Origin of the sequence: Actinomadura viridis (genome assembly GCF_015751755.1) — a bacterium.
Classification (GTDB): domain Bacteria; phylum Actinomycetota; class Actinomycetes; order Streptosporangiales; family Streptosporangiaceae; genus Spirillospora; species Spirillospora viridis.
The window spans coordinates 6,148,159-6,168,875 of sequence record NZ_JADOUA010000001.1 but is presented as its reverse complement, the minus strand read 5'-3'; the positions used below and the strand labels follow the sequence as shown (position 1 = coordinate 6,168,875).

At 73.2% G+C, this 20,717-nt stretch carries 25 protein-coding genes and 2 tRNA genes; 23 read left to right on the top strand and 4 right to left on the bottom strand.

Annotated features, from left to right (window positions below; all coding sequences use genetic code 11):
* Window positions 1–44 precede the first annotated feature (44 nt).
* The 21 genes from IW256_RS27930 (at window position 45) to IW256_RS27845 (ending at window position 15,397) form a co-directional block, all read left to right on the top strand.
* Window positions 45–1,646: a GMC family oxidoreductase gene (locus tag IW256_RS27930; RefSeq protein WP_197013777.1), complete on the top strand. Its 1,602-nt coding sequence runs from the start codon at window positions 45–47 to the stop codon at window positions 1,644–1,646.
* Window positions 1,643–2,113 carry a hypothetical protein gene (locus tag IW256_RS27925; protein ID WP_197013776.1) on the top strand — a complete coding sequence of 157 codons (471 nt, stop codon included), beginning with the start codon at window positions 1,643–1,645 and terminating at the stop codon, window positions 2,111–2,113. The genes IW256_RS27930 and IW256_RS27925 overlap by 4 nt, the downstream gene beginning before the upstream one ends.
* Window positions 2,114–2,163: 50 nt before the next feature.
* Window positions 2,164–3,027, top strand: coding sequence for a phosphoenolpyruvate hydrolase family protein (locus tag IW256_RS27920; RefSeq protein ID WP_197013775.1), 864 nt, complete (start codon window positions 2,164–2,166; stop codon window positions 3,025–3,027).
* Entirely contained in the window at window positions 3,024–3,392 is a 369-nt protein-coding gene (locus IW256_RS42850) for a cupin domain-containing protein (protein ID WP_197013774.1), read from the top strand. The genes IW256_RS27920 and IW256_RS42850 overlap by 4 nt, the downstream gene beginning before the upstream one ends.
* Entirely contained in the window at window positions 3,389–4,735 is a 1,347-nt protein-coding gene (locus tag IW256_RS27910; RefSeq protein WP_197013773.1) for an MmgE/PrpD family protein, read from the top strand. The genes IW256_RS42850 and IW256_RS27910 overlap by 4 nt, the downstream gene beginning before the upstream one ends.
* Window positions 4,732–5,496 carry an MmgE/PrpD family protein gene (locus tag IW256_RS27905; protein WP_197013772.1) on the top strand — a complete coding sequence of 255 codons (765 nt, stop codon included), beginning with the start codon at window positions 4,732–4,734 and terminating at the stop codon, window positions 5,494–5,496. The genes IW256_RS27910 and IW256_RS27905 overlap by 4 nt, the downstream gene beginning before the upstream one ends.
* Window positions 5,493–6,221, top strand: coding sequence for a cysteine hydrolase family protein (locus tag IW256_RS27900; RefSeq protein ID WP_197013771.1), 729 nt, complete (start codon window positions 5,493–5,495; stop codon window positions 6,219–6,221). Before IW256_RS27905 ends, IW256_RS27900 begins: the two co-directional genes overlap by 4 nt.
* Window positions 6,218–6,520, top strand: a complete 303-nt coding sequence (locus IW256_RS27895) for an NIPSNAP family protein (protein WP_197013770.1) — start codon at window positions 6,218–6,220, stop codon at window positions 6,518–6,520. Before IW256_RS27900 ends, IW256_RS27895 begins: the two co-directional genes overlap by 4 nt.
* Window positions 6,517–8,040 (top strand): aldehyde dehydrogenase family protein, encoded by a 1,524-nt coding sequence (locus IW256_RS27890; RefSeq protein WP_197013769.1) that lies wholly within the window; start codon window positions 6,517–6,519, stop codon window positions 8,038–8,040. Before IW256_RS27895 ends, IW256_RS27890 begins: the two co-directional genes overlap by 4 nt.
* Window positions 8,037–8,363: a Dabb family protein gene (locus tag IW256_RS27885; protein ID WP_197013768.1), complete on the top strand. Its 327-nt coding sequence runs from the start codon at window positions 8,037–8,039 to the stop codon at window positions 8,361–8,363. The genes IW256_RS27890 and IW256_RS27885 overlap by 4 nt, the downstream gene beginning before the upstream one ends.
* A complete protein-coding gene (locus IW256_RS27880; RefSeq protein ID WP_197013767.1) occupies window positions 8,360–9,226 on the top strand; it encodes an NAD(P)-dependent oxidoreductase in 867 nt (288 codons plus the stop codon). The genes IW256_RS27885 and IW256_RS27880 overlap by 4 nt, the downstream gene beginning before the upstream one ends.
* Entirely contained in the window at window positions 9,223–10,122 is a 900-nt protein-coding gene (locus IW256_RS27875; RefSeq protein WP_197013766.1) for an alpha/beta fold hydrolase, read from the top strand. Before IW256_RS27880 ends, IW256_RS27875 begins: the two co-directional genes overlap by 4 nt.
* Window positions 10,123–10,132: 10 nt before the next feature.
* Window positions 10,133–10,591, top strand: a complete 459-nt coding sequence (locus tag IW256_RS27870) for a VOC family protein (RefSeq protein ID WP_197013765.1) — start codon at window positions 10,133–10,135, stop codon at window positions 10,589–10,591.
* Window positions 10,581–11,819, top strand: coding sequence for an amidohydrolase family protein (locus IW256_RS27865; RefSeq protein WP_197013764.1), 1,239 nt, complete (start codon window positions 10,581–10,583; stop codon window positions 11,817–11,819). Before IW256_RS27870 ends, IW256_RS27865 begins: the two co-directional genes overlap by 11 nt.
* A gap of 57 nt (window positions 11,820–11,876) precedes the next feature.
* Window positions 11,877–11,954, top strand: coding sequence for a putative leader peptide (locus IW256_RS43160; RefSeq protein WP_386922785.1), 78 nt, complete (start codon window positions 11,877–11,879; stop codon window positions 11,952–11,954).
* A gap of 131 nt (window positions 11,955–12,085) precedes the next feature.
* Window positions 12,086–12,742, top strand: a complete 657-nt coding sequence (locus IW256_RS27860) for an alpha/beta hydrolase (RefSeq protein WP_197013763.1) — start codon at window positions 12,086–12,088, stop codon at window positions 12,740–12,742.
* Window positions 12,743–13,495: 753 nt separating this feature from the next.
* Entirely contained in the window at window positions 13,496–13,927 is a 432-nt protein-coding gene (locus tag IW256_RS27855) for a DUF6086 family protein (protein WP_197013762.1), read from the top strand.
* Between the two features lie 228 nt (window positions 13,928–14,155).
* A complete protein-coding gene (locus tag IW256_RS43155) occupies window positions 14,156–14,497 on the top strand; it encodes a DUF6247 family protein (protein ID WP_420535424.1) in 342 nt (113 codons plus the stop codon).
* Window positions 14,494–14,694 (top strand): hypothetical protein, encoded by a 201-nt coding sequence (locus tag IW256_RS41530; RefSeq protein ID WP_231403957.1) that lies wholly within the window; start codon window positions 14,494–14,496, stop codon window positions 14,692–14,694. The genes IW256_RS43155 and IW256_RS41530 overlap by 4 nt, the downstream gene beginning before the upstream one ends.
* A gap of 1 nt (window position 14,695) precedes the next feature.
* On the top strand, window positions 14,696–14,917 hold the full coding sequence (locus IW256_RS27850; RefSeq protein WP_197013761.1) for a hypothetical protein: 222 nt from the start codon (window positions 14,696–14,698) through the stop codon (window positions 14,915–14,917).
* Between the two features lie 39 nt (window positions 14,918–14,956).
* A complete protein-coding gene (locus IW256_RS27845) occupies window positions 14,957–15,397 on the top strand; it encodes a hypothetical protein (RefSeq protein WP_197013760.1) in 441 nt (146 codons plus the stop codon).
* A 194-nt stretch (window positions 15,398–15,591) separates the two neighbouring features.
* Here the strand turns inward: IW256_RS27845 and IW256_RS27840 are convergent.
* Window positions 15,592–15,662, bottom strand: a tRNA-Gly gene (locus IW256_RS27840).
* Between the two features lie 141 nt (window positions 15,663–15,803).
* Between IW256_RS27840 and IW256_RS27835 the strand changes: the two genes are divergently transcribed.
* Window positions 15,804–15,877 (top strand) — tRNA-Pro (locus IW256_RS27835).
* 61 nt (window positions 15,878–15,938) lie between these two features.
* Here the strand turns inward: IW256_RS27835 and IW256_RS27830 are convergent.
* Window positions 15,939–16,577: a DNA alkylation repair protein gene (locus IW256_RS27830; RefSeq protein ID WP_197016610.1), complete on the bottom strand. Its 639-nt coding sequence runs from the start codon at window positions 16,575–16,577 to the stop codon at window positions 15,939–15,941.
* Between the two features lie 215 nt (window positions 16,578–16,792).
* Between IW256_RS27830 and IW256_RS27825 the strand changes: the two genes are divergently transcribed.
* Complete coding sequence (locus tag IW256_RS27825; RefSeq protein ID WP_307829138.1) at window positions 16,793–17,482, top strand: nucleotidyltransferase domain-containing protein; 690 nt, start codon at window positions 16,793–16,795, stop codon at window positions 17,480–17,482.
* Between the two features lies 1 nt (window position 17,483).
* Here IW256_RS27825 and IW256_RS27820 read toward each other — a convergent pair whose 3' ends face one another.
* Together IW256_RS27820 and alaS are read right to left on the bottom strand one after the other, a co-directional pair.
* Window positions 17,484–17,999 carry a hypothetical protein gene (locus tag IW256_RS27820; protein ID WP_197013759.1) on the bottom strand — a complete coding sequence of 172 codons (516 nt, stop codon included), beginning with the start codon at window positions 17,997–17,999 and terminating at the stop codon, window positions 17,484–17,486.
* Between the two features lie 53 nt (window positions 18,000–18,052).
* Window positions 18,053–20,695 (bottom strand): alanine--tRNA ligase, encoded by a 2,643-nt coding sequence (gene alaS / locus IW256_RS27815; RefSeq protein WP_197013758.1) that lies wholly within the window; start codon window positions 20,693–20,695, stop codon window positions 18,053–18,055.
* Between the last annotated feature and the right edge of the window lie 22 nt (window positions 20,696–20,717).

Genomic DNA, 20,717 nt, shown 5'->3' with positions numbered 1-20,717 from the left:
ACGGTCGTTCTGATCGAAAGATCACCTGAGGAAAGGACGGGGATGTGCGCGACGACTGCGACGTCCTGATCGTTGGGGCCGGGCCCTCGGGCGCGGTCGCGGCCCAGGAGTTCGCCCGCGCCGGCATGAGCGTCACCTGCCTGGAGCAGGGCGACTGGCCCGACTACGCGAAGGCCCGCGCGGGGTACGCCGACTTCGAGCTCGTGTCGCGCCGGTACTGGAACTGGGATCCCAACGAGCGCGCCGCCGCCGGCGACTATCCGATCGACGACAGCGAGTCGGACGTCACCGCCCTGATGTACAACGGCGTCGGTGGGAGCACCGTCCTGTACGCGGCGCACTGGGAACGCTTCCTGCCCTCGGACTTCCGCACCCGCACCCTCGACGACGTCGGCGACGACTGGCCCATCGGGTACTGGGACCTGGAGCCGTACTACGACGAGGTCGAGAAGCAGTTCGCCGTCAGCGGCCTGGAGGGCGACCCGGCGCTGCCCCCGTCCGCGGCGCCGCCGCTGCCGCCCGTCCCGCTCAACAGGCTCGGGCGGCGGGGCGCGGAGGCGCTGAACCGGCTCGGCTGGCACTGGTGGCCCGGCAGCAACGCCATCGCCACCGCCGAGTACGGCCCCCTGCACGCGTGCGCCCAGCGGACCGCCTGCCCGTTCGGCTGTCCCACCGGTGCCAAGGCGTCGGTGGACCGTACCCACTGGCAGTCCCTCACCAGGGACGGCCGGGTGCGCCTGACCGTGCGGGCGACGGTGGAGCAGGTGCTCCTGGACGACCGGGGCCGCGCCTGCGGGGTCACCTACCTCGACGACGGCGGCGTGCGGCACCGGGTCCGCGCCGGGGTGGTCGTCCTGTGCGCCAACGCGCTCGGCACCCCTCGCGTCCTGCTGGCCTCGAACGACGGCGCGGGCATCGCCGACTCCAGCGGGCTGGTCGGCAGGCGGCTCATGATGCACCCGTTCGGCAACGCGATCGGGATCTTCGACGAGGACCTGGAGTCCTGGCGCGGGCCGCTGGGCCAGTACCTGCACTCCATGGAGTTCTACGAGACCGACCGTTCGCGGGGCTTCGTGCGCGGCGCCAAGTGGAACCTGATCCCCACGGGCGCGCCGCTGTCGATCATGCTGCCGGGCACCTGGGGCGACGAGCCGGTCTGGGGAGAGGGCTTCACCCGGCTCCTGCGCGAGCGGCTGGGCCACTCGGCGATCTGGGGCGTCATCTGCGAGGACCTGCCCGACCCCGCCAACCGCGTCCTGCTGGACGACGGGCCCGGCGAGAACGGCGTGGCGGGGGTGCGGATCCAGTACCGCACGTCCGACAACACGCGGGCGATGATGGCCTGGCATCTGGAGCGCCTGTCGGAGGTGCTCGACGCCATGGGCGCCAAGAAGAAGATCCTCAACCCCGGCCTGCGCGGCACCGGATGGCATCTGATGGGGACCGCCGTGATGGGAGAGGACCCCGCCGCCTCCGTGGTCGACCCGTACGGCCGGTCCCACGACGTGCCCAACCTGTACGTCTTCGACGGCTCGGTGTTCCCGACGTCCTCCGGCGTCAACCCCACCGCGACCATCGCGGCCAACGCGCTGCGCTGCGCCCGGTCGCTGGTCTCCCGGCGGCGCGACGTGGAGGTGGGGGCATGACGGCGCCCGGGAACGGCGGGCGGGACACGGCGGTGCCCGCCGAGGCCCGCGAACGGCTCGGCCGGGTGGCGGACGCGCTGATCCACGCCGGCTCCGGCCTGCCCTCCGGAGCCGAGGCCGGCGTGCACACCGCCCTGCTCGACGCGGTGGCCAAGGCCCGGCCCGACCTGATCCCGACGCTGCTGGACGCCCTCGACGCGCTCGGCCCCGAGCCCGGCCTCGCGGAGGTGGAGCGGCTGGCCGAGCGGGACCCGCGGCTGCACGGGGTCCTCACGCTGGTCGTCGCGGGCGGCTACCTGATGTCCCCGGACGTCGCGGCCCGCCTCCGCTACCCCTTCCAGGAAGCGAAGATCGTGGACCCGCGGGACATCGCCGCCGTCGTCGACGAGGGCCTGCTCGACCAGGTCGCCGAGCGCCCGCCCCTCTACCGGCTGCCCCCGGACGCGCCACCGGGACTCCGCGCGTGACCGCGTTCCCTCTCCCCAGCCTCGACCACCCACCCTTGGAGGTACCGGCCATGAGCCGTGAGCATCACGTCCCCCTCTTCCGCGACCGCGTCCGCGCGGGCCGGGCCCTCATCGGCGCGGGCGCCGGCACCGGGCTGTCGGCCAAGTGCGCGGAAGAGGCCGGTGTCGACTTCATCGTCATCTACAACGCCGGCCGGTTCCGCATGGCCGGGCGCGGCTCGATGGCCGGGATGATGCCCTACGGCAACGCCAACGACATCGTCGTGGAGATGTCCGCCGAGGTCCTCCCCGTCGTGAGCCGCACCCCGGTCCTGGCCGGCGTCTGCGCCACCGACCCGTTCAAGAACATCCCGCGCTTCCTGCGCGAGCTGAAGGACCTCGGGTTCTCCGGGGTGCAGAACTTCCCCTCCGTGTGCCTGCTGGACGGCAGCGTGCGGGCGGACCTGGAGGCCACCGGCTACGGCTTCGACAAGGAGGTCGAGATGGTCCGGCTGGCCCGCGAGATGGACCTGCTGACCGCCACCTACGTCCGCACCGAGGACGAGGCGCGCGCCATGGCCGCCGCCGGCGCCGACGTCGTCGTGGCGCACGTGGGGCTGACGACCGCCGGGCTCATCGGCTCCACGTCCCCGATGTCCCTGGCGGACGCGGCGGCGCGGACCCGGGAGATCCACGACGCGGCCAAGGGCGTCCGCGAGGACGTCTTCGTGGTGTGCCACGGCGGGCCCATCGCCACCCCCGACGACGCCCAGGAGGTCCTGCGGATGGTCCCCGGCGCGGTCGGCTTCCTCGGCGCCTCCAGCATGGAGCGGCTCCCGGCCGAGACCGCCCTGATCGACACGATGCGGCGCTTCACCGAGGTGTCCATCACCGCCGCCCCCGAGGGCCCGCAGCGCAAGGAGGCCGTGGCGTGAGGCTCTTCCGTGTCGCCGACCTGCTGCGGGACCCCACCCCGGTGCCCGAGCCCGAGCGCTTCACCGGCGCCGCGTTCAGCTCCGCCGTCCAGGGCGGCCCGGCGAGCAAGGCGACCACCGCGCTGATCAGGCTGGACCCCGGCGTGCGCGGCCACTGGCACACGCACGCCGACGGCCAGGTGATCCACGTCGTGGAGGGGGCCGGGTACGTCGGCCGCCGCGGCGAGGACCCCCTGCCCGTGACGGTGGGGGACGTCGTGTGGATCGAACCGGGCGAGGAGCACTGGCACGGCGCGGGCGAGGGCGGCCTGGCCCAGCTCGCCTTCTCGTTCGGCGCCATCACCTGGCTGGAGCCGAGCACATGACCGCTCCCTCCTACGAGGACGTCGCCGAGGCGGTGCTCGGCGCCGCCGCCCGGCCCCTGCCCGAGGACGTGGCCGACGCGGCGCGGCGGACGCTGTTCAACGTCCTGGCGGTGGCGCTGGGCGCGTCCGGCTCCCCCCAGGTGACCCGGCTCGCCGCCGCGCTCGCCGTACCGGCGGGGATCCCGGCCGCCCCCGGAGTCCCCGGACGCGCCCGGCCCGCCGACGCGGCGCTGCTCACCGGGTTCGCCGCGCACCTGGACGACTTCGACGACACCCACCTGGCCACCGTCATCCATCCCGGCGCGAGCGTCCTGGGCGCGGCGTGGGCGGCGGGCCCGGGGACGGGCGTGCCCGGCCCGGACCTGCTCGCCGCGTTCGCCCTCGGCTGCGAGGTCCAGCTCAGGCTCGGCCTGGCGGTGAGCCCCGAGCACTACGACCGCGGCTGGCACATCACCGGCACCTGCGGGGTGATCGGCGCCGCGGTCACCGCCGGGCTGCTCGGCTCCCCGGACCGCGACCGGCTCGCCCTCGCGCTGCGGCTGGCGTCGCTGCAGACCCTGGGGCACCGCGAGGCGTTCGGCACCGAGGTCAAGCCGTTCCACGCGGGCAAGGCCGCCGCCAACGGGCTGCTGGCCGCCACGGAGGCCGCCCGCGGCGCGTTCGCGGACGGGGGCGGCACGGCCCTCCCGGACATCGGCGGGCTGCTGCGGGCCCTGGCGCCCGGACGGCGTTCTCCGGACCGCCTGCTCGACGGGCTCGGGACGCGGTGGGACCTGCTGGACAACACCTTCAAGCCCTACCCGTGCGGCATCGTCGCCCATCCCGGCATCGACGCGGCCGTCCAGGCGCACCGGCGGGGGATCGAGCCGGCGGACGTCGCGGGGGTCCGCTACCGCTGCCACCCGCTGGTCCCCGAGCTGATGGGACGGCTCGACCCGAGCACCGGCCTGCAGGCCCGCTTCTCGGCGGTGCACGGGGTGGCCGCCGGGCTCGCCCGCGGCACCGGCGGCCTGGCGGAGTTCAGCGACGCCGCGGCGGCCGACCCCTTCCTGTCCGGCCTGCGCGCCCGGATCGAGCTGGTCCCCGACCCCCGGATGCCCCGGGACGCGGCGACGCTGGAGATCCGGACGGGCGCGGGCGTCGTCGAGTCGGCCGTCGAGCACGCGCGGGGCAGCCTGGAACGCCCGCTGACCGACGACGAGCTGATCGCCAAGGCCGAGGCGCTGGCGCCCGGACGGGCCCGCCCCCTCTGGGACGCCCTCGCCCGGCTCACGGAGGAGACCCGGCCGCGGACCGTGGCCGCGGTGCTGGACGAGGCGGGGCAGGAGGTGCCGGTGCCATGACGACGACCGTGCGCATGGGCCGCTTCGCCGCCGAGGCCGCCGCCCCGCCCGAGGCGGTCGAGGCCGCCGCGGCCTGGTGCGAGGCCCTGCCCGCCCTCGCGGCGGCGGCCCGGGAGGACCCGGTGACCGCCACCGCCTACTGGGTGGCCTGCGCCGCCCTGCATCACGCGGACACCACCGAGGCCGGCCGCGACCGGGTGACCGAGGCGTTCGCCGCCGGGCTGGAGCTGGCCCTGCGGGTGCGCGGATCCCTGGACGGCCGGGTGGCCGGTGGATGGGACCCGGTCTGCGCGGCGGTGCTCGTGGGCGCCGCCGCGGCCACCGCCCGTTCCGACGGGCTCGACGGCGAGACGGTGACCCGGGCCCTCGGCATCGCCGCCACCCAGGCGTCCGGCCTGGCCGTCCTGGCGCCCACCTTGCTCGGAACGTTCCAGCGAGGCAGGGCGGCGCTCAACGGCCGCCAGGCCGCCGCGCTCGCCCGCGCCGGCATGACCGCCCCCGCCACCGGCCTGGAGGGCAGGCGCGGGCTGTACGCGCTGCTCGCCCCGGGCACGGACGCGGCACCGGCCGCCGACCGCCTCGGCGACCGCTGGCTGGTCGCCGGGCTGGGCGCCCCGCCCCTCGCCACAGCCCCGTCCGGAACCGCGGGGCCGGACGGCGCGACGGGGCCGGGCGGAACCACGGGCCCGGACGGGGCCACGGGAGCACCGGCGGACGCCTGGACGGACGCGCTGTGGCACGCGACGGAGGCACTGTCATGACCGGTGTCACGCCCGCCGTCCCGCCGTCCGCCACCCCCGGGGTCACGCCGACGGTCACGCCGTCCGTCACGCCCGCCGCGCTGGCCGAGCGGCTCCGCCCGGACCGGACCGCGCTGATCCTCATCGACCTGTCCAACGACTTCGTCCACGACGAGGGCAAGGCCGCCACCGTGGGCGGCCGGGACGTCGGCCACGCCCAGCGGATCCTGCCGGCCGTCGCGGCCCTCGCCGAGGCCGCCCGGCGCGCCGGCGCCGCCGTGATCCACAGCCAGCACACCACCCTGCCCGGCGGCGCGAGCGACTCGCCGGTGTGGCGGGACGCCCGCTCCCGCGCCGCGTACTCCGCCCCCGACATCTGCCTCGACGGCTCGTGGGGGCAGGAGATCGTCGCCGAGGTGGCCCCCCGTCCCGGCGACCATGTCGTCAAGAAGTACCGCTACGGCGGCTTCACCGGAACCAACCTGGAACTGGTCCTGCGCAGCCTGGGCCGCGACAGCGTCATCTGCTGCGGCGTCTCGACCAACGTCTGCGTGGACACCACCGCCCGCGAGGCGTTCGCCCGGGACTTCCACGTGACGATCGCCGCCGACGCCTGCGCGTCCTGGGACATGGACCTGCACGCGGCGTCCCTCCGTACCGCCGAGCGGCGGTTCGCCGTGGTGGCCGCGGCCGACGACATCCGCGCCGCCTGGCCCGTATCCGACCCCGACGAGGAAGCCCGATGATCGCGGAACTGCGCTACTACACCATCACGCCGGGTCGCACCCGGGAGCTGTTCGACCAGTTCACCGAGGTGAGCCTGCCGCTGTTCGCCAAGCACGGCATCACCGCGCACGGCCCCTGGCTGCGGCGGCTGACCAAGGGCGAGCAGCTGGTCTACCTGCTGGAGTTCGCCGACGAGGAGGACCGGGCCGCCCGCTGGTCGGCCTTCCGGGAGGACCCCGGGTGGCAGGCGGTCGTCGCGTCCGGCGAGGGACGGATCCCGCTCATCGCCGGCAGCGAGATCGTGGAGCTGACCCGATGACCGCCCCCGAGACCGCCCCGGAGACCACGCGGGAGACCACCGCCCGCGTCTACGGCCACCACATCGCCGGGGAACGGGTGGACGGCCCGCCGCTCGACCGGCGGGACCCCGCCAGGAACGAGGTCGTCGCCCGGTACGCGGCCGGGACGGCGGAGGAGGTGGACGCCGCCGTCCGCGCCGCCGCCGCGACGTTCGCCTCCGCCGGGTGGCGGCGCACGCCCGCCATGGCCCGGGCCGGCCTGCTGGACCGCCTGGCCGGGCTGCTGGAACGCGACGCGGACCGGCTGGCCGCCCTGGACTCGCAGGAGGTCGGCAAGCCGCTGGCCTTCGCCCGCGGCGACATCGACCTGGGCGTCGCGCACGTCCGGCAGGCCGCCGCGCTCGCCCGTACGGCCAAGGGCGAGTCCTTCACCGGCCTCGCCCACGCCTACACCGCGCTCGCCACCCGGGAACCGGTCGGCGTGGCCGCGCTCATCACCCCCTGGAACTTCCCCGCGCTCATCCTGCTGCAGAAGCTCCCCTACGCCCTGGCGGCCGGGTGCACCCTGGTCGTCAAGCCGTCGGAGTTCACCTCCAGCAGCGCGCTGGAGATAGCCGCGCTGTGCGAGGAGGCCGGGCTGCCGCCCGGCGCGGTGAACGTCGTGACCGGCACCGGCCCGGCCGCGGGCCTGCCGATGGTCACCCATCCCCGGGTCTCCTACGTCTCGTTCACCGGGTCCACCAGGGTCGGCCGGGAGGTGATGCGCGCGGCGGCCGGCTCCCTCACCCGCGTCGGCCTGGAACTGGGCGGCAAGACCGGCAACGTGGTGTTCGCCGACGCCGACCTGGAGGCGGCGGCCGACGGGATCGTGTTCGCCGCGTTCGCCAACCAGGGAGAGTCCTGCGTGGCCAGCTCGCGGCTGCTGGTGGAGGAGGCCGTCGCCGCCGAGTTCACCACCGCCGTCGTCGAGCGGGCGGCGGCGCTGCGGGTCGGCATGCCCGACGACCCCCGTACCGACATCGGCGCGCTCATCCACCATGAGCACCGCGACCGGGTGCACGCCGCCGTCCTCGCCGGGGTGGAGGCCGGCGGCGAGGTGCTGACCGGCGGGAGCCCGCCCGGCGGCCCCGAACTGGAGGCGGGCGCGTTCTACTCCCCGACCGTGATCGGCTCGGTCGGCCGCGAGTCGCCGGTGTTCCGTTCGGAGATCTTCGGGCCGGTCCTGTCGGTGACGGCGTTCCGGTCCGGGGAGGAGGCCGTGGACCTGGCGAACGCGACCGACTACGGCCTCGCCCAGTCCCTGTGGACGTCCGACCTCGACCGCGCCTTCGCGGTGAGCCGCGAGCTGGAGGCGGGCACCGTCTGGGTGAACACCGCCAGCGACGGCTCCCCGGCCCTGGCGTTCGGCGGGGTGAAGGCGTCCGGGTTCGGGCGCGAGGCCGGCGAGGAGGGCCTGCGGGAGTTCACCGAGTACAAGACGGTGCAGTTCCGGGGCGAACCCCGGATCAGCCCCTTCACCAGGACGGACCCGGCCCGGTGAGCCTCGTCCACATCGTTCTGGTCCGGCCGCGGGACGGCGCGGAGCCTCAGGCCCGGGCGCTCCTCGGGGAGCTGGCGGACCTGGCCGCCCGCCTGGGCGCCCGGGAGGTCCACGCCGGGCCGAACGTCAGCACCGAGCCGTTCGGCGGCGGCTTCACGGCCGGGGCCGCGTTCGGCTTCCCCGACGAGCGGGCCCGCGACGCCTACCTCCAGGACCCCCGGCACCTGGACCTCGCCCGCGAACTGGCCGCCGCGGCCGAAACGGCGCTCGTCGCCGACCTGCCGGGCCGGCCCGCCGGCCCCGACGACCTGGGAGCGACATGACGGAGAGCATCGGCTTCATCGGCCTCGGCGCGATGGGCCTGGGAATGGCGGCCAACCTCGTCAAGGGCGGCCACGAGGTGCACGGCTACGACCCCTCGCCCGCGCGCCGCGAGGAGGCCGCCGCGGCCGGGATCCACCTGGCCGCCTCCCCGCTGGAGGCCGCCCGCGCCTCCTCCGGCGTCGTCCTGTCGGTCGTACGGGACGCCGCGCAGACCCGCGAGGTGCTGCTCGGCGAGGACGGCGTGTCCCGCGCGGGCAAGCCCCTCACCGCCGTCGTGGCCAGCACGCTCGACCCGTCCACCATGCGCGCCCTGGCCGGCGAGCTGGACGGCCACGGGGTGACGGCGGTCGACGCGACGATGTCGGGAGGGCCGTGGGGAGCCGAGGAGGGCACCCTGACCCTGATGGTGTCGGCCCCCGCCGCCCTGTTCGAACGGCTCCGGCCCCTGCTGGACCTGATGGGCGCCAACATCTTCCACGTCGGCGAACGGGTGGGCACCGCGCAGGCGGCCAAGCTCGCCGTGCAGCTCACCTTCGGCGTCAACATGATGGGCGTGTTCGAGGCCATCCGCCTCGTCGACGAGTTCGGCGTCGACGAGGACCAGCTGATGTCGATGCTCTCGGTGAGCGTCGGGGGAAGCTGGGTCGTCGACAACTGGCGGCGGGTCAAGCCGTGGTGGGAGCACTACGTGCCCGGAGAGGACCTCGACATCCTCCTGAAGGACATGCGGTCGGTCCAGCGGGAGGCCGACGCGGGCGGCTTCCCCATGCCCGTCACGGCGCTGGCGTTCCAACTGATGAGGCACGTGTGGCCGGCCTGGGCCGCCCTCAGGGCCGCGGACGAGGGCGGGCCGCGGGCATGACCGCCACGACCCAGGTCACCGCCCCCGACGGCACCCGCCTGGCGGTCGCGGTCGAGGGATCGGGACCGCCCCTGCTGTTCCTGCACGAGGTGGCGGGCGACCTGCACGACTGGCAGGCGCAGGTCGAGCATTTCGCCGGCCGGTACACCTGCGTCCGCTACAACGCCCGCGGGTACCCGCCGTCCGGTGTTCCCGCCGACCCCGCCCGCTACGGCCAGGACACCGCCGTCCGGGACGCGGTCGCCGTCCTGGACGGGCTCGGCATCGACGCGGCCCACGTCGTGGGGCTGTCCATGGGCGGCTTCTGCGCCGTCCACCTGCTCCTGGACCACCCAGGCCGCTGCCTCAGCACGACCGTGATCGGCGCCGGCTACGGGTCGGCGCCGCACCAGAGGGCCGGGTTCGCCGACGAGGCGCGCAACGCCGCCCGCCTGTTCCGCGAGGACGTCCGTACCGCGGCGGACGCCTACCGGAACGGCCCCACCCGCCTTCAGTTCAAGCTCAAGGACCCGGCGGGGTGGCGCGCGTTCGGTGAACGGCTGGCCGGCCGCGACCCCGTCGGCATGTCCCTGACGTTCTCCGAGGTGCTGGCCCGCCGCCCCTCGCTGTACGACCTGCGCGACCGCCTGGCGGCCGTCACGACCCCGGTGCTGCTGGTGGTCGGCGACGAGGACGACGGCTGCCTCGACGTGAACCTCATGCTGAAGCGGACCGTCCCCGGAGCGGGCCTGTCGGTGCTGCCGCGCACCGGCCACACCGTCAACCACGAGGAGCCCGCGGTGTTCAACGCCGTGCTCGACGCCTTCCTGAGCGAAGCCGCCGCCGGCCGGTGGGCGCCGCGGGACCCCGGCACCCTGGGCCGGGGCCTGGTGGGCATGACCGACCATCGAAACTGAAGGGAACCCCATGACCGACGCCGCGCCCCCGCCCGTACGCCAGCTCCGCCTCGTCGTCGAGGCCGAGGACTACGAGGCCGCCGTCGCGTTCTTCCGCGACGCCCTCGGATTGCCCGAGCAGGCCGCCTTCTCCGGCGAGGGCGACGCCCGCGTGGTGATCCTCGACGCCGGCCGGGCCACCCTGGAGATCGCCAACCCCGCGCAGAAACGGATGATCGACGAGGTCGAGGTGGGACGGCAGGTCGCGCCGAGGATCCGCGTCGCCTTCGAGGTGGACGACGCCCGGGCCGCCACCGGACGCCTGCTGGAGGCCGGCGCCGAGGAGGTCGCCCCGCCCACCGTCACGCCATGGCAGTCGCTGAACTCCCGCCTGGACGCGCCCGCCGGGCTCCAGATCACGCTGTTCGAGGAGCTGCGCACCCTGGAGGAACGCTCCGAGCTGGACGGTTTCGGCACCGATGGCGCCTGACCCCCTGCTGATCCGCGGTGCCCGCCTGCTCGACCGGGCGGGCCCCGTCGACGTCCACCTGGAGAACGGCCTGATCGCCGCGATCGGCGACCTCCCGGCGGTCGCGCCCGCCCAGATCATCGACGCCGAGGGCGGGCTGCTGACCCCGGCGTTCGTCGACCCGCACTTCCACATCGACAAGGCCCTGACGTTCCCGCACCTGCCCCCGAGCGGCCGCGACCACCCCGTGGACGCCGCGCTGGAACGTACCCGCCAGGTCAAGGCCCGCTACACCCCTGAGGACCTCACCGCCCGCGCGACCGAGGCCATCCGCCTCGCCGTCGGCCACGGCGTGGGGACCCTGCGCGCCCATGTCGACGTCGATCCGGTGGGCGGCCTGTCGGCCCTGCGCGTCCTGGCCGATCTCCGGGAGCGGTACCGGCACCTCATCGACATCCAGCTGGTGGCGTTCCCCCAGGAGAGCATCGTGCGCGACCCCGCGGCCCCGCGGCTCCTGCGCGAGGCGCTGGCGTCCGGCGCGGACGTGCTCGGCGGTGCCCCCGACGTGGAGGAGCCGCCGGACCGGGTCCGCCACCTGGACCTGCTCATCGACCTGGCGGGCGAGCTGGACGTGCCGCTGGACGTCCACTGCGACTACGGCTACGACCCCGGGCAGCGCGACCTGGAGGCCCTCGCCCGCCGGACCGTGGAGGCCGGCCTCACCGGCCGCGTCAGGGCGGGCCACTGCTGCGCCCTGGACGCCTACGACGCCCCCGCCGCCGCCGAGGTCATCGAGGCCGTCCGCGAAGCGGAGATCGACATCTGCGTCTGCCCGATGGGCAACCTGATGCTGGTCGGCGACGGGCCGAACCCGCCCGGCCGCGGCGTGGCCCGGCTCCAGGACCTCCTCACCGCCGGGATCACGGTCGCCGCGGGCAGCGACAACATGCACGACATGTGGTTCCCCTTCGGCCGCCTCGACCCCGCCGAGGTCGCCATGGTGACCTGCGTCGCCGGGCGGATGTGGTCCGAACGCCAGATCAGGCAGGTGTTCGACATGGTCACCGTGAACGCGGCCCACTACGTCGGCGTCCCCGCCGACGGCGTCCGGGTGGGGGCCGCGGCCGACCTGGTGCTGTTCTCGGTCACCAGGGTGGCCGACGTCCTGCGCAACGCCCCCGGCCGCCGGACCACCATCAAGCGCGGCCGGGTGGTCGGCGGCGCCGACTCATCCGTCTGGACCGCATGAAAAGTTTCCCTACCAATTTAGTTGAGTAATTCGGGGTCACGACCTACCGTTGATTCCATGGGGACAGGCGTTCGGCTCACCTCGCGCGGACACGTCGATCTGTGCCGCGTGGCCAGCTGTCTCTGTCCAGGCTGAGGCTCTCGTTCCGGCGGCCGCCCGGGCCGCCCTTGCACCGACCGGTTCCGGTGTGGACGCGCCCTTACCTGGAGTTCCTCATGTTTTCCCCGCAACGCCCCCGCAGGGACGCGGTGCCTGATCATGTGGCCGTGCACACATGGCCGGCCCGGCACCCCCTGGCCGACCTGCTGTTCGTGCACGGCGCCCGCCCGAGATCCGCCCGTTTCGAGCGGCTCGCCCACGCGCTGACCGCACGCCGGATCAACGTCTCGGGCGTCCAGCCGCGCGGGCGAGGCCCCGTGACCCTGCACGGGCTCGCCGAAGCGCTCGGAGTTCTGTCGGACCGCGCCCGGCTGCCGCTGATCCTGGGCGGCTACTCCCTGGGCGGGACCGCCGCCGCCCTGGCGGCCTGCGCGGACGACAACCGGCTCGCCGGACTGCTCCTGGTCGCCACGCCGATCACGGCGCGGCCGCTGGAGCCGGGCGGCCTGGACCTGGGCGACCTGGACGCGGGACGGCGCCGCGCCCAGAGCGAACGCGTGGCCCCCCGGACGCCGCGCTCCGCCTGGGACCTGCTCGCCGACCGCTTCCCCGTCCTGGGCCTGCCCGTGATGTTCGTGCACGGTATGGGCGACACCATCGTCCCCGCCCGTGAGAACCACGCCTGGGCGGCCCGGCTGAAGCACGCCGACTTCATCGGCTTCCACGGCGCCCGTCACGACGTCCTCAACGCCCCCGGCCACCGGCGGGTGGCCACGACGATCGCCGACTTCGTCCTCGCGGCGGCGCTCGACGCGGCCGCCTGACCCGCCTCCACTTGATCCTCAGGATGCGAATGATTGGGAAGATCATGCCTCCTGCCCCACCTTCTTCTTGACCGCGACGGGGGAGAGCGTGCGCGGAGAAAACTGTGCTTCCGGGCCTTTCCTGTAACCTCCCCCAGTTCGATGTGATAGGTGCCCTATAGGCAGACTTTGTAGATCGTTAAGTTCTTCCTTCGTATATCTCTCGTTTCTTGGTGGAAAGCTCCTGTCGGAACGTCCCGTCACGAAGGAGGCAGACCTCATGTCCGCTACACGACGCGCGACCGTCCTGACGGCAGCGCTCTTCACCGCGCTCTCCATCGGTCCCGCCGGGATCTCTCAAGCATCGGCCGCTTCCCAGTGCACGAAAGCGCCGGCGGTCGCGAAGAGCGCGGGAATCACGGAAAGGGCCGTACCGCGAGAATGTCGTAGGCACAGGGACAGAGCGCGGTACGAAAGGGGCTACCGGGACGGATTCCGCCAGGGCTACCGGGACGGCCGCAAGGACTGCAAGAAGCGTTCGAGCTTCTTCCATCGCCGGCTCGACTGCTACACCCGGGGCTGGACCGACGGCTACGTGAGGGGATACTCGCGCGCCTGCGACTGATGAATCCCGCGTAATCGCAGCGCGAAGGATCCGAGGGAGGGGCATAGCGCGCCTATGCCCCTCCCTCCATCATCCTCTGGCCTCCGGCCCGGCCGCTCACGCGCCGGCATGGCTACCCTGTCCCGCGTGAAGCACCGGAAGCCGGCCGGATGAGCCAGTACTTCGACATGGGCGAAGAGACCTTGTGGAACCCGTCCAACGGCCCTTCCCGCCTCTTTCTGCGCCAGGTGGCGCTCTTCGAGGAGGAACTCGGGCTCCCGTCGGGCATGGGGCCGATGGAGAACGACGAGTGCCAGATCGACCCGAGCACCTTCGAAACCTTCGTCAACGCGCTGGTGGAACGGCACCGAAGAACGCACCACCCGATCGTGTCGGCCCTCTCCGAGAACTTCACCGCCATGGCACTGGTCCTCGCGCAGCGTGCCGGAATCCAGGTGAACTGGACGTCCTCCGCTCCTCCGGACACAGCGGACATCCAGGTCCCGGCGCGTACAGACGCGTCCGTTCAGTTGGACGGCGAAGCACGGGCGGCAAGGCTGCGAGAGAAGGCCCACGACCTGAGCCGCTTCATGGCCCGCTGACCGCCCTGGGAAGCCCCGCGCCTTCCCAGGCCCACGTGCGAGTCCGACTCGGCCGATGCTGCGAGCGGTCCTGGAGGACCTCGGCCTCTCGTCGCCCCCGCTTGATCAGCCTTTGGACGAGATCGACCACCCCCTGCTGGCCAAGGCCCGCGCCCAGTTCGCGACAGACGAGGTCACGCGGCAGCTTGGCCCTTTTGTGCAGCGCTGCACAAGTAGACTCCTGGTGACGTGCACAGGCAAGCAAGTAGGCGAAGTACCGAGGAGGGCGCCGTGACGGCTGAACCACTCGATCACGGCCCGCTTGACCCAGAAGAGATCTTGTGTCGGTTGCCTCACGAGGAGAGAGACCGGTTCATCCGGGACTACCGGAGTGCGCTCGACGCCGCGCACGAGCTATGGCGCTACCGGCAACTGCAGGATGTCTTGCGCCTGTGGCACCTGCGGGCCACTGCGTACGCTCGACCCGACTTCAAGGCACGTGCGGAGCAAGCTCGCACAGGGGCCGGAGACTTCGCTCCGGCGGACGAAGCGATCCCGGGTTGGTCTGAGCGTACGGGCGGCACTCGTTGAGCCATCGCGTTGACCTCCACGCGACCGCACTCGCCCAGATCGGCGGTCTTCCTCCTGAAGCCTTCGATGCCTTGGTGTCCGCACTGGCCGATGTCTCCGAACGTCCCTGGGATGCGATGGCCATCTATACGGACGAACCGGAGTTCCGCCAAGTCATCTTCGGAGACTTCGGGCTGGTCTCGCTTCTATGTCGATGACGTGGCCGAGATCATCCGCGTCTTCGACATCACCTGGACAGGCTGGCGACCCGCCACGCCCTTCGCCTCTCTCGCCCGCTCCAGGGCTCTGACCTGGGAAAATTTGGAGCGGGCGACGGGAATCCAACCCGCGCAGGAGGTTTCAAGGATCACGGTTCCCGATCTTGAAACCTGCATCGATACAGCTCAACGGCTTCACCCCATGATCCGTGAGCGCCCGTAGCACCCCGCTACCGACCACCCCAACGGGCACGATCAGGACATGGCGCAGACGCGCTTGTTCGCGAAGGAGTGGCTCTTCGTCGGCGCTGGCACCATGACCGTCATGGACGAAGATCGTTTCACGCTCACCCTGATCGGCTACTGGCGGAGCGAGCGAGAGCCTCACTGGCCGGATCCTCAGAGGTGGATAGATCCCTCGTGGGACGGTGCCGAGCGTGAACGGGTCGCGGACTATCTGGATCGAGGGCAGCGCGCTCCCTGGGCCGCCGCGGGGAAGTCCTCGTGTCGGATCTGCGGTGAGTCTGTTGGAAGCCTTGAGTTCTTGGACGGCAAGTATCTGTGGCCGGAGGGGCTCGGACACTACGTCCGTGAGCACTCGGTACGGCTACCGCAGGCAGTCCTTGATCGCGTCGCGAGTTGGGGACAGCTTGAGAACTGGACGGTTGATACGGACTGGTGGAGGCGGCAGGGAGCGGCGTAGCCGTTGCTCTTCCCCCACCTTCCTCTCTCGGCCCGACGAGACTTGTAACTAGCGGCGGACGGGTCTCAGCGGGGCCCAAGGGCGGGCCGCTGCGGCGGTCGGGCACGCGACGGGCACGGAAGCGGAGACGATCGTGAGAAGCGGTAAGGCCCAGGCGGGAGGATCATGCCTCTGGCCTGGGCCTTCGTGGTGGGAGCGGGCGACGGGAATCGAACCCGCGTAGCCAGTTTGGAAGACTGGGGCTCTACCATTGAGCTACGCCCGCGTGCGATGGTGCGGCCCCAGAGGGGGCGCCGATCGCCATCCGTAGAGTACAGGGTTTCGGCTGTGCTTGCGTTCTGCGGGAAATGGACGAGGCGTCCGGGCTTGATCGGCACTAGACTGCTCGCGTCGCCGTGATGGCGGGCGGGCTGTAGCGCAGTTTGGTAGCGCACCGGCTTTGGGTGCCGGGGGTCGTGGGTTCAAATCCCGCCAGCCCGACGCAGGTCAGAGGCCCTGTCTCCCCTGAGGGAGACGGGGGCCTCCCGCGTGGGGCACGGGTTCACCGTGCTCGGCGCACCATCTCGGTGATCCAGATGGGCGCGAACGGAGACGTGCAGCCCGGGGGAGTCGGGTAGTCCTTGAGGACCTCCAGGCGCTCGCCGATGTCCATCGCGCGGGCGCGGTGCTCGGCGTGGTCGATGCCGATCTGAGCCAGGCAGTTGTTCATCGACCACTGCAGGCGGTCGGGGGCGTCCTTCATCTCCGCCTCGATGATGTCGAGCAGCCCTCCGAGGTCGAGGCCCTCGGGCTTCTTCGCCACGCGTTCGGTGGTCAGCGCCCAGCCGGCACTCGCGACCACCGGATCCGGATCGGTGAACCAGGCCAGGCGCAGGTCTTCGGAGTGCGGGTTCTTCTTCACCACGTAGTTCACGAGCCAGTCGTGCACCTTGGGTGTGCGCGCCTCGCGCAGCATGGCGTCCAGCTCGTCACGCTCGAAGGACTTCGGGCGGCAGATCAGGAGGGCCAGCAGTCTCGCAGCGGTGTCCTTCGTTTCCCAGAGCCGGTACGCGAGTTCCTGCTGTGTCTTCAGCCGCTTCGCGAGGGCGCGCAGCTTGCCGAGGTTCACGCCGTGATCGTCGCCGTGCCTCTCGTTCACCGCGCGGACCTTCGGGTCCTCCAGCTCGGCCAGCTCGGCCATCACCTCGGCCACCGTCGTCTCGGCCACCTCAGCCTCCTGTCCGTCCCGTGCGGGATCAGCCTACGGCGGCCCCCTGTCGTGGGAGGGCTATCGATATGAAATGCCTCGTGGCGACGAATTCGCGGCAGTGACCCGGGCGCCGATAACGGGACGACTTGTGATCTTGGCTGTAATACGGTGGCCGGCGTCCACAGGGTCGATGCCGGGAGGGTGCCGTGGTCGAGGTCACCAACGTGCTGCTGTCGGGGGTCGTGGGGTCGAACGCCTACGGGCTGGCGACGGCGGAGTCCGATGTGGACCGGCTCGGGATGTTCGCGGCCCCTACGGTGCTGTTCCACGGGCTCCGGCCGCCGACGGGGAAGCAGGCCACGAAGGTCTCCACCGCTCCGGACGTCACGTGGCATGAGGCGGGGAAGTACGCGGCGCTGTGCCTGGGGGTGAACCCCACGGTGACGGAGCTGTTGTGGCTGGAGGAGTACGAGACCCGTACGGAGCTGGGGGAGCGGCTGATCGGGATCCGGCGGGCGTTCCTTTCAGCGGGGCGGGTGCGGGACGCCTACTTCGGGTACGCGGTGTCGCAGTTCCGCAGGCTGGAGAACCGCGGGGACGGGTCGTTCTCGGCGGACACGCGTAAGCGGACGTCCAAGCACGCCCGGCATCTGGCGCGGCTCGTCCACCAGGGGCTGGAGCTCTACCGGACGGGGACGCTCACCGTCCGGCTGGCCGATCCGCAGTGGTACCGGGACTTCGGTGAACGGGTGGCCGCGGGAGACCTGGAGGTGGCCAAGGGCGTGCTGGCGAAGGCGGAGAGCGACTTCGACGCCGCGCGCACGCCGTTGCCCGAGCGGCCGGACGAAGACGTGGTCGAGGCCTGGTTGCTGGCCGTCCGGGCCGCCTTTCTTTGAGTCAGATCTGCGGCCCTGGGTGGACGGGGGTCCTGGCCAGTTCGCCCGCGCGGACCCCGTCGAGGACGGTGGACACGGTGGCCACCACCTCGGCGAGGCCCTCGCGCAGGGTGTCGGCGGAGTCCCGGTAGGTTTCGGGGTTCTCCACCCCGGCGGCCTCCAGGAGCGCGACGGCGTCGATGAGCTGCCCCTCCAGCCAGCCCATCGGGTCCTCGGTCAGTTCCGGGACGAAGACCCGCCGGCCGGGCTCGTTGGCGATCATGCCGGGGTGGAAGTGCATGCGGTCCCTGGTCCCGGGCCCGCCGGCGGCGGTCTCCAGGAGGTCGGCGCGCCAGACGGCGCGGTCGGCCACCACCGGCTGGGAGGCGTTGACCGAGCCGCGCCACGGCTGGGGCGGGAGGAGCCGCAGCTCGACCCGCACCCCGCGTTCGCGGCCTCCGCGCTCGGGGTCGGGATCGATCAGGAAGACGTCCTCCACCGTCACGCCGAGACCGCCGAAACAGAACAGGCGCAGCACCTTCCGCTCCCTTCATCCGGGTAATTCGGACGATACGCCGTGATCTACCCGGATCAAGGGGTGGACAGGAGCAGATCCCGCGCGTCCCGGGCCGCCTGGACGATCGCCTGCTCCAGGTGCTCGGGACGGCGCCCGCCCGCGTTCGCGACGGGGCCCGTGCCGCCCGCGCCGCCGCCGACCGCCGCCGCCGCGCGGGCCAGGACGTCCCGGGCCCGGCCGGGGGTTCCGGGGGAGAGCGCCGCGACCAGCGCGGCCTTGTCCCCGGTCCGCGCGCCCAGGACGGCGACGCCGGGCGCGCCGGGGTGCCGGGCGACCACCTCGGACGCCAGCGCCCGCAGGTCGCCCTCCGGGACGATCTCGGCGACCAGCCAGGCGCCGCCGGGCAGGCGCTCGGCCCGGTCCGCGAGCCGCGCCGCCAGCGCGGTGCGCTCGGCCGCGCGCAGCCCGTCCAGCCGGCGGCGGGTCTCGGCGAGCGTGCCGAGCCGCTGGCGGAGCCGTCCGGGGGCCTGGTCCGGCGGTACGTTCAGCAGCGCCGCCAGCTCGGCCAGCAGGGCGTGCTCGCGGTCGTGGTGGCGCAGCGCGTCGGCGCCGGTCAGGGCCTCGATCCGGCGCAGCCCGGTGCCGATGGAGGACTCGCCCACGATGTGCACCGGCCCCGCCTGCGAGCCGTGGCCCACATGGGTGCCGCCGCACAGCTCGCGCGAGGAGCCGCCGATGTCGACGACGCGGACGCGGTCGCCGTACTTCTCGCCGAACAGCGCGATCGCCCCCGCCGCCTCCGCCTCGGCACGGCCGGCCTCCCAGACCCGGACCTCGGGATCGTCGAGCAGGTAGTCGTTCACGAGGGTCTGCACGGGGCCGGTGTCGACGCCGGTGAAGTGGGCGAAGTCCAGGCGCAGCCGTCCGGGTTCGACCCGGGAGCCGCGCTGGACGGCGTGGTCGCCCAGGACGCGGCGGAGCATGGCGTGCAGGACGTGCGTCGCGCTGTGCGAGCGCGCCGTGGCCGCGCGCCGCCCGGCGTCCACCTCCGCGTGGACGTCCTCGCCGGTGCGGATCTCGCCGCCGGTCACGCGCGCCGCGTGGACGTGCAGGCCGTCGAGCCCGGGGCGGGTGTCGAGGACCTCCACGAGCGCGCCGCCCGCGGTGCGCAGGGTGCCGGTGTCGCCGACCTGGCCGCCGGACTCGGCGTAGAACGGGCTGCGGTCCAGGATCACCTCGACCCGGTCGCCCTCGGACGCCTCCGCGACCTCCCCGGAGGGGTTCAGGAGCGCGACGATCCGGGCCTCGGCCGCGGTCGTGCCGTGCCCGACGAAGGCGGTGCGGCCGTGCCGGGCGGCCACCTGCCGGTACAGGTCCCGCCGCGCGACCGCGCCGCCCTTCCTGACCTGGCCCGCCTGCCTGGCCTGGCGGCGCTGCTCGTCCAGGAACGCCGCGAACGCGTCGCGGTCCACCTCCAGGCCCGCCGCCCGGGCCGCGTCGACGGTCAGGTCGATCGGGAACCCGTAGGTGTGGTGCAGCTCGAACGCCGCGCGCCCAGGCAGCGTCCGCGCGCCGGACGCCCGGGCCCGGCCGAGTTCCGCGTCGAGCAGCCGGGAGCCCTGCCGCAGGGTCCGGTCGAAGCCCTCCTCCTCGGCCGCGCAGACCCGTTCGATCAGCGCCCGGCGCCGTTCCAGCTCGGGCCACGCCGGGCCGAGGGTGTCGACCACGCGGCCGGTGAGGGCGGGCAGCACCGGGCCGTCCACGCCCAGGAGCCGCGCGTGCCGGACGGCCCGGCGCATCAGCCGCCGCAGCACGTGGCCGCGGCCGTCCGGGGACGGCAGGACGCCGTCGGCGATGAGGAACGCCGCCGACCGGGCGTGCTCGGCGGTCACCCGGAACGAGGTGGACGCCTCGCCGCCGTCCCGGCCGGGGTACTCGCGTCCCGCCATCTCCTGGAGGAGGCCGAACGCCGGGGCCAGCAGGTCGGTCTCGCAGACGGTGTCCACGTCCTGCAGGACCGCCGCGAGCCGGTCCAGGCCCAGGCCGGTGTCGATGCTGCGGGCCGGCAGCTCGCCGACGATCGGGTAGCCCTCCTTGGCCGGCCCCTCGCCCCGGACGTTCTGCATGAAGACGAGGTTCCACAGCTCCAGGTAGCGCTCGCCGTTCACCGCCGGGCCGCCCTCGCGCCCGAACGCCGGGCCCCGGTCGTAGTGCAGCTCGGAGGACGGGCCGCAGGGCCCCGGCACGCCCATCGACCAGTAGTTGTCGGCCATGCCGAGCCGCTGGATCCGGGAGGCCGGGACGCCGAGCCGCCGCCACAGCCGTTCCGCCTCCCCGTCGTCCTGGTGGACGGTGGCCCACAGCCGCGCGGGGTCGAGCCCGAAGCCCTCGGTCAGCAGCTCCCACGCCCAGGCCGCCGCCTCGGATTTGAAGTAGTCGCCGAAGGAGAAGTTGCCGAGCATCTCGAAGAACGTCGAGTGCCGGGTCGTCCGTCCGACGTTGTGGATGTCGGAGGTGCGCGCGCATTTCTGCACCGACACCGCGCGGGGGTGCGCGGGCACGGACTGCCCGAGGAAGTACGGCTTGAACTGGTCCATGCCCGCGCCGGTCAGCAGCAGCGTGGGATCGGACGGTACGAGCGGCCCCGACGGCACGACGCGGTGGTCGCGCGCGGAGAAGAAGTCCAGGAAACGCCGACGGATGTCAGGGGAACGCATGGAACGGCCTCACGAGGTCGAT